11 protein-coding genes and 1 tRNA gene are annotated in these 12,972 nt (G+C 51.8%); 8 read left to right on the top strand and 4 right to left on the bottom strand.

Annotated elements, in window-relative coordinates:
- Positions 1-155 precede the first annotated feature (155 nt).
- The 4 genes from ACO0K9_RS01880 to ACO0K9_RS01895 form a co-directional block, all read right to left on the bottom strand.
- The gene (locus ACO0K9_RS01880) at positions 156-2,450 is read right to left on the bottom strand and encodes a RelA/SpoT family protein (RefSeq protein WP_422981191.1); all 2,295 of its coding nucleotides are present in this window, start codon (positions 2,448-2,450) and stop codon (positions 156-158) included.
- 83 nt (positions 2,451-2,533) lie between these two features.
- Entirely contained in the window at positions 2,534-2,737 is a 204-nt protein-coding gene (gene rpoZ, locus ACO0K9_RS01885) for a DNA-directed RNA polymerase subunit omega (protein WP_186946559.1), read from the bottom strand.
- A gap of 73 nt (positions 2,738-2,810) precedes the next feature.
- The gene (gmk, locus tag ACO0K9_RS01890; protein WP_422981193.1) at positions 2,811-3,455 is read right to left on the bottom strand and encodes a guanylate kinase; all 645 of its coding nucleotides are present in this window, start codon (positions 3,453-3,455) and stop codon (positions 2,811-2,813) included.
- Between the two features lie 140 nt (positions 3,456-3,595).
- Positions 3,596-4,498, bottom strand: coding sequence for a YicC/YloC family endoribonuclease (locus ACO0K9_RS01895; protein WP_422982492.1), 903 nt, complete (start codon positions 4,496-4,498; stop codon positions 3,596-3,598).
- A gap of 142 nt (positions 4,499-4,640) precedes the next feature.
- On the opposite strand from ACO0K9_RS01895, the gene ACO0K9_RS01900 reads away from it, so the two are divergent.
- The 8 genes from ACO0K9_RS01900 to ACO0K9_RS01935 all read left to right on the top strand — a co-directional run bounded on the left by ACO0K9_RS01900 (position 4,641) and on the right by ACO0K9_RS01935 (position 12,936).
- Complete coding sequence (locus tag ACO0K9_RS01900) at positions 4,641-5,651, top strand: serine/threonine protein kinase (protein WP_422981195.1); 1,011 nt, start codon at positions 4,641-4,643, stop codon at positions 5,649-5,651.
- 102 nt (positions 5,652-5,753) lie between these two features.
- Positions 5,754-6,689, top strand: coding sequence for a PP2C family protein-serine/threonine phosphatase (locus ACO0K9_RS01905; RefSeq protein WP_422981197.1), 936 nt, complete (start codon positions 5,754-5,756; stop codon positions 6,687-6,689).
- 5 nt (positions 6,690-6,694) lie between these two features.
- Entirely contained in the window at positions 6,695-7,432 is a 738-nt protein-coding gene (gene rph / locus ACO0K9_RS01910) for a ribonuclease PH (protein WP_422981199.1), read from the top strand.
- Between the two features lie 13 nt (positions 7,433-7,445).
- A complete protein-coding gene (rdgB, locus tag ACO0K9_RS01915; protein WP_422981201.1) occupies positions 7,446-8,030 on the top strand; it encodes an RdgB/HAM1 family non-canonical purine NTP pyrophosphatase in 585 nt (194 codons plus the stop codon).
- Entirely contained in the window at positions 8,027-9,286 is a 1,260-nt protein-coding gene (hemW, locus tag ACO0K9_RS01920) for a radical SAM family heme chaperone HemW (protein WP_422981203.1), read from the top strand. Before rdgB ends, hemW begins: the two co-directional genes overlap by 4 nt.
- 346 nt (positions 9,287-9,632) lie before the next feature.
- Positions 9,633-10,784, top strand: coding sequence for an EAL and HDOD domain-containing protein (locus ACO0K9_RS01925; RefSeq protein WP_422981205.1), 1,152 nt, complete (start codon positions 9,633-9,635; stop codon positions 10,782-10,784).
- Positions 10,785-10,786: 2 nt separating this feature from the next.
- Positions 10,787-12,805 (top strand): putative bifunctional diguanylate cyclase/phosphodiesterase, encoded by a 2,019-nt coding sequence (locus ACO0K9_RS01930; RefSeq protein ID WP_422981208.1) that lies wholly within the window; start codon positions 10,787-10,789, stop codon positions 12,803-12,805.
- Between the two features lie 41 nt (positions 12,806-12,846).
- Positions 12,847-12,936, top strand: a tRNA-Ser gene (locus tag ACO0K9_RS01935).
- The last annotated feature ends 36 nt before the right edge of the window (positions 12,937-12,972 follow it).

Raw genomic sequence — 12,972 nt, forward strand, 5'->3', positions numbered from 1 at the left:
CTTGCCACTTATAAAATGCGCCTTTTCCGCCGATACTGCGTCAAAAATCCTCGCAATACCTTTGTATTGCTGCGGTTTTTTCCTTGTCTCAACGAAAAATTCGCGATTTTATAAGCGGCAATCTGCGTGCAACACTACACTAGCCGAACTGCGGTTTAACCGTGTTCCCTGATAATGCGTGTGACACCGGTCAGGTGCTTGATGTTGCGCATGATTCTGGCCAGGTGGGTGCGGCCTTCTATCTGTATCGTGAAATGGATATTGGTCATGTCGTTGGCGTCGCCATCTTCCATGTTCACATGGCTGATATTGGCATCGGATTCGCCAATTTCGGCAGCGATACGTGCCAGCGCGCCACGCTCATTGGTAACGGTGACGGCAATGCGGCAATCAAAACGACGGTTCAGGTCTTCCCCCCAATTGACGTCTATCCAGCGATCCGGTTCCTTGATGTGCAGGCGCTTGGCGTGTTCGCAATCGTCGGTATGCACCACCAGACCCTGATCGCGTTTCAACTGGCCAACGATGCCATCGCCGGGAATCGGCAGACAACAGGCAGCCAGTTGCACCGACAGACCTTCACTGCCATAGATAATGACAGGGTCACGCTTGTTGGCCATCTTGTCGCCGTACTGCTGGAAAGGGATGGAGGGCGAATCATCCTCGACCAGATCCAGGATATGTCGGGCGACCAGCGCAGCCATGCGCTTGCCTATACCGATGTCGGTATGGATTTCATCCAGCGACTTGGCACTGGATTCATTCAGCAGCTTGTCGATCAGGGGTGTGGGCAGATCCGGGTTCAGGTTCACTGACAGCAATGCCTGCGCCAGCAATTGCTTGCCCAGTTCGGTCGATTCATTCAGGTTGATGGTGCGCAGGTAATGGCGGATCGCGGACCTGGCCTTGCCTGTGCGCACATATGTCAGCCAGTTCGGTGTAGGACGCGAATTGGGTGAGGTGATAATTTCAACGATGTCGCCATTCTTCAATTCTGAACGCAGAGGTACCGGTTCATGATTGATGCGGGTGGCAATCGCCTGGTCACCGATATCGGTATGGATGTTGTAGGCAAAGTCCAAAGCTGTTGCGCCGCGTGGCAGCGCAATAATTTTGGATTTTGGCGTAAAGACATACACAGAGTCAGGGAACAGGTCGATTTTGACATGTTCCAGAAACTCGGCTGAATCGCCAGTCTGTTTTTGGATGTCCAGCAGTGATTGCAGCCAGGCATGTGTGCGTTGCTGCAGGTCGGTCAGGCTACCTTCTTCGTTCTTGTACAGCCAGTGTGCGGCAACACCGGATTCCGCCACATGATGCATGTCGCGGGTACGGATCTGGAATTCGACCGGCGTGCCATAGGGGCCGATCAGGGTGGTGTGCAGGGACTGGTAGCCATTCGTCTTGGGAATGGCGATATAGTCCTTGAACTTGCCGGGCATGGGCTTGTACAGGGCGTGCAGGCTGCCCAGGGCGTAATAACTGTCACGCAGGTCAGTGACAACGATGCGGAAGCCATACACATCCAGCACCTGGGAAAAGCTCAGGTGTTTGTCATGCATCTTGCGGTAGATGCCGTATAGGGTTTTTTCGCGGCCATAGACCTCTGCCTTGATGCCAGAATCGGCCAGGGAAGACTTCACCGCTTCCATGATCTTGTTGACCACTTCACGCCGATTGCCGCGTGCTGCCTTGACAGCCTTTGACAGTGTGCGGTAACGCATGGGGTACAGATGCGAAAACGCCAGGTCCTGCAGTTCACGGTAAATATTATTTAAACCAAGACGGTGCGCGATGGGCACATACACATCCATGGTTTCACGCGAGATGCGGCGTTTTTTCTCAGACGACATGACGCCCAGGGTGCGCATATTGTGCAGGCGATCAGCCAGCTTGACCAGAATGACGCGGACATCGCGTGCCATTGCCAGCAGCATCTTGCGGAAATTCTCTGCCTGGGCTTCGATCTGGCTTTGGAATTCAATTTTTTCCAGCTTGGACAAACCGTCCACCAGGGTTGCCACCGGCGCGCCAAAGCGCTCTATCAATTCATCTTTCTTGACATCCTGGTCTTCCATGACATCATGCAGCAGTGCCGCCATGATGGCTTGCACGTCGAGCTTCCATTCAGCGCAGATTTCTGCCACAGCGATGGGGTGGGAAATATAGGGTTCGCCAGACTTGCGTACCTGTCCCAGGTGCATTTCATCTGAAAAGCGATAGGCTTCCTTGACCAGCTTCAATTCGCTGGCCGACATGTATTCGCCGATGCGACTGGTCAGTGCTGTGATGGATGCGACACCTGTGCTATTGGCAGGCGTACGCATACCGTTCAGATCGTCCAGCGGTGAAGTGTGCCTTGCGGGAATGGTGCGCGCAGGAGGAAGCGCGACTGATGCTGATTCGGCCGGTTTGATTTCCAGAGATGAATAACTGTCATTTAGGTTCATTCTGAGTGGTCCCGGCCGATGAATACGGGCTTGTTGTGAGCGTGTTGGACAACGATATAAAAAAACCTATCGCAGAACGACGCTTAAACAGGTACCTTCTTCAACATTTCAATGCCGATTTTGCCTTCAGCGATTTCGCGCAGGGCGATCACGGTAGGCTTGTCCTTGGAATCTACTTTCGGTGTATGGCCTTGCAGCAATTGGCGGGCGCGATAAGTAGCACACAGGGTCAACTGGAAGCGGTTAGGGATTTGTTTCAAAGCGTCTTCAATGGTGATACGTGCCATGTTTTTTCCTAAATACTAAATTATTTACAAAATACTAAAAATTGCCAATGCTGCCAAATTGGGGTTTCGAGAATTAATTCGGATTGGCGTGAATGCCAAGCTGGGCAAATAGCTCGTAGTGGCGAGTTGCCTGTTGTGCAAATCGGCAGCGTGTTGCTTTCACGATTGCATTTAATTCTGACAAGGCTGTCGCAAAGTCTTGATTAATAATAACATATTCAAACTCAGGAGAGTGCGCCATTTCACCGCCGGCGGCCAAAATACGCTTGGTAATGACATGCGGCTCATCCTGGCCGCGTTTTTTCAGGCGTTCTTCCAGCGCTGGAATTGACGGCGGCAAGATAAAAATACCAACAGCGCTAGGAAATTGCTTGCGGACCTGTTGTGCACCTTGCCAGTCTATTTCCAGCAACACATCGGTGCCTGAACGCATTTGGTCTTCAATAATGATGCGTGAAGTGCCATAGTAATTGCCATGCACTTCGGCAGATTCCAGAAATTCACCTTGCGCCTTACGCGCCAAAAAGTCATCTGGTGTCGTGAAATGGTATTCGCGGCCATCTTGCTCACCCGGGCGTGGCGGTCGTGTCGTGTAGGAAATCGACAGCTTGATCGCCGGTTCCTGAGAAAGCAGGGCATTCACCAGGGTCGATTTACCCGCACCTGAAGGCGCGGCGACCACGAAAAGACTGCCGGCAGTCGAAGTATTGGCTTGCATGGGTCGGTCCTCCGGTGTGGTTATTCTGGTCAATAACAAAGCGCTTGGGGCTCAAGAAGCAGGCGGAAAAGGGCTGCCTGTCTCGCTTTCATTCATTTCCCAGAGAAAATAGTGGCGGGAGTATAAGCAAATGTGCCTGCTTATTCAAGGTTTTGCACTTGCTCGCGCATCTGTTCTATGAATAATTTTAATTCCATGGATGCATCCGACAGTTCTTTCGAGGCAGCCTTGGAGCCCAGGGTGTTCGCCTCGCGATTCAGTTCCTGCATCATGAAATCGAGTCGTTTGCCGACCTGCCCACCTTTTTTCAGGATATGCCGGGTTTCGGTCAGATGGGCAGATAAACGTGCCAGTTCTTCTGCAACATCGACGCGGATACCATACACGGTGACTTCCTGGCGTATACGGTCGAGCGCTTCTTCGCGGGTGATGGTCTGGCCGGCATTCGAGCCGCCAGACTGCAAGGCCAGCCCCAGTGCTTCTTCCAGCCTGGTAGTGGCTTTTTGCTGGAACTGTTGCACGATTTGTGGCATCAGCGGTGTGATACGGGTGACAATTTCTTCCATGGCCGTGATCCGGCTGATCAATACCTGTTCCAGCGCGGCACCTTCACGTTCACGGCTGGTGACAAAGGCTTCCAGCGTTTTGTTGATGGTGTCGTTGATGGCGGTCTGAAAAAACTCGGCATTGATTTCAGCTTCTTCAATCACACCTGGCCAACGCAGGATTTCATTCGTGGTGAAGGGGGCAGCGTCAGGAAACTGAGATTTCAGCGTAGCCTGAAAGCCGACCAATTGTGTCAGCAGGCTGGCATTGAGCGATTTATGACTGGTTTCTGCGACTTTTTTACCAAAGCTGAAACGGCATTCGACTTTGCCACGGGCCAGCTTGCGTGTCAGCGCTTCCCTGAATTGCGATTCGACCGCGCGAAATTCATCATTAATCCTGAATTGCAGGTCCAAAAAGCGGGAATTGACACTTTTAATTTCAATGGTAATGGTGCCAGCATCGGTTTCGTTGGTGCTGGTGGCGTAGCCAGTCATGCTAAAAATGCTCAAAGTATTTCCTCTAAAAGGGATGAACTGTGTATCAGATTGCCAAAATTGCGCGTTAGACACTAGGATATTCTTTACAAATACCGCAATAATCAACACAATCCGTTTTGTATAGTGAATTGGAAGATTGATGGCCGCACAAAATAACGCACCTCTACCAGATGGACTGGAAATTGCCGGATACCGCATTGTAAAGAAAATTGCGTCCGGTGGCTTTAGTATTGTATACCTGGCTTCTGATGAAGATGGCAATGCCGTTGCCATCAAAGAGTATTTGCCAAGTTCACTCGCCTTGCGCCAGCAGGGGGAGCTGGTACCTGCTATCTCGAACGAGAATTTACCGATTTATCGTATCGGTTTGAAGTGTTTTTTTGAAGAAGGCCGTGCGCTGGCCCGCATTTCTCACCCCAATGTGGTGAGCGTTATCAATTTTTTCCGGGCTAACGAAACGGTTTATATGGTAATGGCCTATGAGTCGGGGCGTTCGTTGCAGGAGCATATCTTGCGTCGCCGCGACAAGGGTGAAAAACCGCTGGTGTCAGAACGCTTTATCCGGCGCATGTTCAACCAGGTCATGAATGGCTTGCGTGAAGTGCACACCAATAAGCTGCTGCATCTGGATTTGAAACCGGCGAATATTTACCTGCGCCTGGATGGGACGCCGATTTTGCTGGACTTTGGTGCCGCCAGACAAACCCTGAAAACAGATATACCCAAGCTCTATCCTATGTACACGCCAGGTTTTGCAGCACCAGAGTTATATCAAAAAAATGGTAATCTTGGCCCCTGGACTGATATTTACAGCATAGGTGCTTCGATTTTTGCCTGTATGGTAGGCGCGCCGCCACAGCCGTCTGACCAGCGCAAGACCAATGACAAGATGGACGGGCATTATCGTAAGCTGGAAGGTTTATACTCTAGTGAATTAATAGAAGTGGTGCGCTGGTGCCTGCAACTGGATGCGCTGGAGCGTCCGCAAAGTGTGTTTGCCCTGCAAAAAGCACTGGCAATACAGGCGCAGCCGCAGAGAGAACTGAGTTTCATTGAAAAAATGCGCTTGAAGATCACCACCTTCATCAATGGCAAAAGAAAAAAGGTCGAAAGCGACCATACAACAATACAAGAGAGCACCTTGCATTAGATTTGCATTTTTGCAAATAACAGTGTCTTTGACGCCACCTGTTGTTCAAATGAACAGAAGTTCCCATTAACAGAATTTAATCAGAATTAACTTTTATATCACATGCGTTTTTCCGTTTATCAAGAAAGTCACATTGGTGGCCGCAAGGTCAACCAGGATCGAATGGGGTATAGCTTCACTCGGGATTCGATTTTGCTCTTGCTGGCGGATGGCATGGGTGGCCACATCATGGGCGAAATGGCAGCAGCAATTGCCATGCAGACCATAGGCAATCTCTTCCAGCAGCAGGCGCATCCCATGATAGGGCGCCCGGAACGGTTTATGGAAGACAGTTTCCTGGCGGCGCATCAAGAGATACATCGCTATCGCGCCATCAACAACTTGCCCGAAACCCCGCGTACCACCATCGTCGCCTGCCTGATCCAGAATGGTTATGCCTACTGGGCGCATTGCGGTGATTCACGTTTGTACTGGATACGCCAGGGGCAGATTTTGCTGCGTACCAAAGATCATTCGCGTCTGGAAACCCTGATTGCGCAAGGTAAGGTTGATCCGGCAGAACGCCATACCCATCCGGACCGCAACAAACTTTTCAATTGCCTGGGCGCGCCGAATGCACCTATCGTCGAATTGTCGCGCCGTGCGGTGTTGCAGCCGGGTGATTTGCTGCTGTTGTGTTCTGATGGCCTGTGGTCGGTATTGCCTGACCATATGCTGGCGCAGCGCCTGCACGACCATACCATAGTGCGGGCCGTGCCTGAACTGATACGCTCAGCCGTCGATATTGCCGGCAAGCAGAGTGACAATGTCACCGCCCTGGCCATGATGTGGGAAGGCGATGACAGGATGGATAATTCCACCATCATTTCCACCAATACCCTGCCTATCGGGTCTGTCACGACGACCATACAGGCACCCATGGATGCTGAAGTGGAAGCCACCGATGGCGATGTCTTCAATGACGCCGAAATAGAAAAGGCCATTGCCGAAATCCGCAACGCGATACATAAATCGTCACGCATTACTACTAAGAATTAAACCACATGTCAAATCCATTTCGCCCTAGTGGGCGTACAGCGGACGCCTTGCGTCCGGTTGTTATCAGTCGCCATTTCACCAAGCATGCAGAAGGTTCAGTCCTGATCGAGTTTGGCGACACCCGCGTTATCTGTACCGCCAGCATAGAAGACAAGGTGCCCGGCTTTTTAAAGGGTAAAGGCCAGGGTTGGCTGACCGCCGAATATGGCATGCTGCCACGTTCCACCCACAGCCGCATGGACCGCGAAGCAGCCAAGGGCAAGCAGTCAGGCCGTACCCAGGAAATCCAGCGACTGATAGGCCGGTCCTTGCGCGCTGCTTTTGATCTGGATGCATTTGGTGAACGCACGCTGCATATTGATTGCGACGTCATTCAGGCCGACGGTGGTACACGTACCGCCTCGATCACCGGTGCCATGGTGGCAGCTTATGATGCGTTTTCCAAACTGGTGGAGCGCGGGCTGATTTCACGGGTGCCGGTCAAGCATTTTGTGGCTGCGATTTCTGTTGGCGTATACCAGTCACACCCGGTACTGGATCTGGATTATCTGGAAGATTCACAATGCGATACCGACATGAATGTGGTCATGACAGAAAACGGTCATTTTGTCGAAGTGCAGGGGACCGCCGAAGGTGAAACTTTTGATCGTGCCACCATGAACCGCTTGCTGGACCTGGCACAAGAAGGTATCAACGACCTGATCGCCTTGCAAAAACAGGTGCTAGGCTTGCAGGCAAGCTGAAGAGGGTGGGGCTATGAACAAGAAAATCGTCCTGGCATCGAATAATCAGGGCAAGCTGAAAGAGTTTTACCAGATACTTGCCCCGCTGGGTATTACGCTATGCTCGCAATCTGAATTTCAGGTGCCTGAAGCAGAGGAGCCTTACCTCAGCTTTGTAGAAAATGCTTTGACCAAGGCCAGGCATGCGTCGCGCCTGACCGGCCTGCCGGCGCTGGCTGATGATTCCGGTATCTGCGTGAATGCCCTCAACGGCGCACCGGGCGTGATTTCTGCCCGTTATGCAGGCGAACCCAAGTCCGACCTCAGGAATAATCAAAAGCTGATTGCCGATTTGGCTGGTATTGGCGACAAGTCAGCCTATTATTATTGTGTGCTGGTCTTTGTGCGTTCTGAATTTGACCCACAACCAGTGATTGCTGACGGTGTCTGGGCTGGTGAGTTGATTGCCGATGCCCGCGGTGAAAACGGTTTTGGCTATGACCCGCATTTTTTCTTGCCCAGTCTTAACAAGACCGTGGCTGAGCTGTCAGCAGAACAAAAAAATCAGTTATCCCATCGTGGGCAGGCCTTACGTGCCCTGGTTGAAAAACTCAGATGATACCGATCAAGCCTATTCCGGCGACACCCGCAGTTCAAACAAACAAGCGCGATTTATCGGCGGTACCACAAAACGTGGCCAGCCAATACCTGTCGCCCGGCAGCCTTAACCTGACGCAATTGCCACCGCTGTCACTGTATATTCATTTTCCGTGGTGCGTAAAAAAGTGCCCTTACTGCGATTTCAATTCGCATGAAGTGCGTAGCAGCTTTGATGAACAAGCCTATCTGGATGCACTGCGGGCTGATCTTGAAATGGCCTTGCCGCTGATTTGGGGACGCAAGATATACACCGTCTTTATCGGTGGCGGCACACCCAGCCTGATGTCAGCAGCCGGGCTGGACAGGCTGTTGTCTGACGTACGCACCTTGCTGCCACTGGACGGTGCGGCTGAAATCACCATGGAAGCCAATCCAGGCACGTTTGAAGCAGAAAAATTCCGCTCCTACCGCCAAAGCGGTATCAACCGCCTGTCGGTTGGTATACAAAGCTTTAACTCACGTCACCTGGCAGCGCTGGGCCGCATCCATGACGGCGATGAGGCACGTCGCGCCATCGATATAGCCAGGGCCAATTTTGACAACTTCAATCTAGACCTCATGTTTGCCTTGCCCGGCCAGACTCTGGAAGAAGTCAGGCAGGATGTGGAAACCGCCATCGCTTTTGCGCCACCGCATTTGTCCCTGTATCACCTGACACTGGAACCGAATACCTATTTCGCCAAATACCCACCCGCGATACCGGATGATGACCTCAGTGCCGAAATGCAGGATCTTATCCATGCCAACATGGCGGCTGCTGGCTACGGTAATTATGAAGTGTCTGCCTATGCCAAAACAAAACGCGAATCGCGACATAACCTGAATTACTGGAACTTTGGTGATTACCTGGGCATAGGTGCCGGTGCGCATTCCAAACTGTCTTTCCCCCACCGTGTGGTCAGGCAGGCGCGCTACAAACAACCCAAAGCGTATATGGATGCCGTGGCAAGCGGCAATGCCGTGCAGGAAGCTGCCGAAATCCAGCCGGATGAAATGGGCTTTGAATTTATGCTGAATGCCTTGCGCCTGCAAGGTGGGTTCAACGTCAACCTGTTCCAGGAACGTACCGGCATGCTGCTCAATACGATTGAGAGCGAGTTGCTTGAGGCAGAAAAGAAGGGCTTGCTATACCGCGATCACCAGACGATCTCGCCCACGGCTTTGGGCAAACTTTTCCTGAACGATTTGCAGCAGATTTTCTTGAAAACCACCTGATCCTGGCAGGTGCGTCACCCATCACTTTGTAAGATATCAGTGAACTGTAACAGTCCACTGGTGCATCTTTTCATCAGACAGCCATTCGCGCGCTGTCTTGCAGTGAAGCATTTTCGCGACACCTGCTCAACGATATAGCGACGACATAGCAACGACATAGCAAGTTCTGGCCTGGTTTTTAAAGGAAACAGACAGTCCTGCCGATAATATTCAAAATACCTCATGTATTGCTTTAAATTATGTTGCAATTGCTAAATTCTCAAATTAATATCTTTAACAATTTCTGATCTGAATTGCTCTTCCAGCTATGACACAACACCGAGGAATTGGCACATTTTTGCCAGTCATGAACGGCAAACAGCAACTGCAGGCATTGCAGGCTGATTTTGGTGACATGCCTGTGGGAGAAGTGTTTTCGATTCTTCAGTTTTTGAATGAGAGCGAATTCTTTGCCAGGCTAAGCCCCATTTCGCTGCTGGTAAAAATCAGTGACGTCGCCCAGGTCCCCGTTGATCTGGATACCCGCCTGCCTGTCGCAAGGTTGAAGCTGTGCGTACCCGAAGTGCATGCCAGCGATAAAGAGATACAACTCAGGTTAAAGCATTTTTCTTCGCTGGGTGTGGCGGTATTATTGGATGATTTTACCGCCAGTTGTGAACCCGCCTGGGAAGGCACCAAAATTCTTGCGGTTGATTGCCACACCGCCATACCTGCCCAGGTCAAACCCTGGCTGGGGCGCTTGCACGGTGGCATGCATCTGGCAAAAAACCTGTCCAGTGCCGTACTACAAGAGCATGCTGGTGAGGCCGGTTTCAAATGGTTTTCTGGCGATTACGCATTTAATCCACCTGCCAATAATAAAACCGCCGACGCTAGCGTCAGGACGCGTTTGCTGAAGCTGCTGGGTCTTGTCGCCCGGGATGCCGAATCGCGTGAACTGGAAGAACTTTTCAAGCAAGACACCACCCTGTCTTTCATGTTGTTTAAACTGGTCAGCTCGGCTGCCTTTGCGCAGACCGTTGGGGTATCCAGTTTTGGCCAGGCCATCAACCTGCTGGGCCGACGACAGTTGCAAAGATGGCTGCAATTATTGCTATACGCGCGCCAGCATGACAACGGTGGTGGTTTGAACCCCTTGATGCCCCGCGCCGCTTTTCGTGCCAGCCTGATGGAGGCTATCTGCCACAAGCAGGGTGGCAATAAAGACCAACTGGATTGCGCCTTCATGGTCGGCATGTTTTCATTGCTGGACAAACTGTTTGGCAACCCATTGGCGGAAGTATTGCAGTCGCTGAACTTGCATACCGACGTGCTGGATGCCTTGCTGCACAAATCCGGGCAACTGGGCAAATGCCTGGACCTGGTAGAGCGGGCCGACCGTGCGCATGCGCACTTTGACATGGCGTTGATGGGCGAAATCGGCCTTAAGCCGGATGAGTATTATGACTGTGTGATCTCTGCCTATGCATGGGTCAACCAGGTTTGCCAGGATATGTGACCATGAGCATGCCGCCCGCGATCAACGAACTGGAAATCGGCGTCAGCCTGAGCGAGGCCGTATTGTGCCTGCAAGGCGAAGCGCTGGATGCAGAATTGAACCGTATCGTCAGTGCCATTTTTAACGATGCCAATGTCGCTTTCAAACGCGGTTTGCCCGACCCAGGACAGATGCAGGGCGCAATACATTGTGCCGCTAATGCCGAAAGTTACTATGTGCTGTCCGGCAAAATGGGACGCATCAACCAGGCAGACATACAAAAACTGAACATATTGGCTGCGCTGACAGCCAGCCTGTTTTCACGCCGTGCTTTGCTGGACAAGCAATACCAGGCATCCGCCCAGGCGCAACTGCAACAGACGCAGATACTTGATCAGATTCATGAATCCGTCATTACCATGGATCTGGCAGGCTTCATCATCAGTTGGAACCGTGGTGCAGAAAAACTGTTTGGTTATGACGCCCAGGAAGTCATCGGCAAGAATATTCTTTTTCTGTATGACGACGAAGACATCGATGGCCTCAAGCTATATGACAGTTTTCTGGAGCAGGGCGGGCGCGAGATGGAAGTGCGCCGCAAAAAGAAATCCGGTGCAGTGTTCTGGGCCAGCCTCAGCCTGTCACCTTTGTGTGATACCCATGGCATGCCCATCGGCATCATCGGCTATTTAAGCGACATTACTGCGCGTAAAGAAGCCGAAGACAAAATCAATTACCTGGCCTATTACGATGCGCTGACCAGCCTGCCCAACCGCAGCCTGTTCAAGCAATTGGTGGACAAGGCCCTGTTGCAGTCACAACGCAATAACACCAGCGCCGCCATCATCTTTATTGACCTGAACCGTTTCAAGCTCATCAATGACACCCTGGGCCATGATATAGGCAATGAACTGCTGCGCCAGGTCTCGTCCCGGTTTTTGACCACCTTGCGCGAAAACGACATCGTCGCCCGTCTGGGGGGTGATGAGTTTGCGATTGCCTTGCTGGATATCAGCCAGCATTTTCATGCCAGCCTGGTGGTGCAAAAGCTGTTGCACGCGCTAGAGAATGCATTCGTAGTGGATGGGCATGAACTGCGGGTAGGGGCCAGCATAGGCATCAGCGTCTACCCGCAAGATGGTAGCGGTGCTGACACCCTGCTGCAAAAAGCCGATATCGCCATGGTGAAAGCCAAGCGCAGTGCCGGCAACGTATCCGGCAGCTTCTTGTTTTACAGCGACAGCATGAACCAGAGCATCGCCGGCAGGCTGTACCTGGAATCCGCCATGCGCAAGGCGCTGGAAAACCAGGAATTTTATCTGGTGTATCAACCCAAGGTAGACCTGGCCAGCGGCAAAATCATCGGTGCCGAAGCGCTATTGCGCTGGCAACATCCAGACAAAGGCTTCATCTCACCAGTAGAGTTCATCCCCGTTGCCGAAGAAACTGGCTTGATCCTGCAAATTGATGAATGGGTACTGGAAACCGCCTGCGCCCAGGCCAAAGCCTGGCAAGACAGCGGCATTGCGCCTTTCCGCATTGCCGTCAACGTGTCAGCCAGGGAATTTACCAATAACCTGCCAGTGCGCGTCAAAGAAGCCTTGCAGCGTTACCAGATATCACCCCAGTGGCTGGAACTGGAAATTACCGAAGGCATGCTCATGCATAGCTCGGAAAGCGTGATCGCCATCATGGAACAAATCACCGCACAAGACGTGGTGCTGGCACTGGACGACTTTGGCACCGGCTATTCCAGCTTGTCGTACCTGAAACGTTTCCCTATTGATACGCTTAAAATCGACCGGTCCTTCATACAAAGCATCCCCACCGACCCCAACGATTGCGCCATCGCCAGCGCCATCATCCTTATGGCCAAACAGCTACACCACAAAGTCATCGCCGAAGGCGTGGAAACCCGCGAACAACTTGATTTTTTGATCAAGGCTGGCTGTGACGAGGTGCAAGGCTACCTGTATTCCAAACCCGTCAGCCCGGAACAGATTATCAACCTGCTGGACAAGAATTTTCATACGGAAATTTGAGCCTTGTTGAAGAAGCATAATCCGGGTATAATCATCGGCTCGGAAGCTTGGCAGAGCGGTTGAATGCACCAGTCTTGAAAACTGGCGAGGTGTTATAGCCTTCGTGAGTTCGAATCTCACAGCTTCCGCCACGGAATACGAAAAAGCCCTTGATTTTAAAGGGATTT

This window comes from Undibacterium sp. Ji50W (genome assembly GCF_049340445.1).
In the GTDB taxonomy this organism is placed as follows: domain Bacteria; phylum Pseudomonadota; class Gammaproteobacteria; order Burkholderiales; family Burkholderiaceae_D; genus Undibacterium.

Excerpts from the sequence above, each read along its gene's own strand:
- ACO0K9_RS01930 (WP_422981208.1), top strand. The coding sequence starts at position 10,787 with ATGAGCATGCCGCCCGCGATCAACGAACTGGAAATCGGCGTCAGCCTG.
- hemW (WP_422981203.1), top strand. The coding sequence starts at position 8,027 with ATGATACCGATCAAGCCTATTCCGGCGACACCCGCAGTTCAAACAAAC.
- rdgB (WP_422981201.1), top strand. The coding sequence starts at position 7,446 with ATGAACAAGAAAATCGTCCTGGCATCGAATAATCAGGGCAAGCTGAAA.
- ACO0K9_RS01925 (WP_422981205.1), top strand. The coding sequence starts at position 9,633 with ATGAACGGCAAACAGCAACTGCAGGCATTGCAGGCTGATTTTGGTGAC.
- ACO0K9_RS01895 (WP_422982492.1), bottom strand. The coding sequence starts at position 4,498 with ATGACTGGCTACGCCACCAGCACCAACGAAACCGATGCTGGCACCATT.
- gmk (WP_422981193.1), bottom strand. The coding sequence starts at position 3,455 with ATGCAAGCCAATACTTCGACTGCCGGCAGTCTTTTCGTGGTCGCCGCG.
- rpoZ (WP_186946559.1), bottom strand. The coding sequence starts at position 2,737 with ATGGCACGTATCACCATTGAAGACGCTTTGAAACAAATCCCTAACCGC.
- ACO0K9_RS01900 (WP_422981195.1), top strand. The coding sequence starts at position 4,641 with ATGGCCGCACAAAATAACGCACCTCTACCAGATGGACTGGAAATTGCC.
- rph (WP_422981199.1), top strand. The coding sequence starts at position 6,695 with ATGTCAAATCCATTTCGCCCTAGTGGGCGTACAGCGGACGCCTTGCGT.
- ACO0K9_RS01905 (WP_422981197.1), top strand. The coding sequence starts at position 5,754 with ATGCGTTTTTCCGTTTATCAAGAAAGTCACATTGGTGGCCGCAAGGTC.
- ACO0K9_RS01880 (WP_422981191.1), bottom strand. The coding sequence starts at position 2,450 with ATGAACCTAAATGACAGTTATTCATCTCTGGAAATCAAACCGGCCGAA.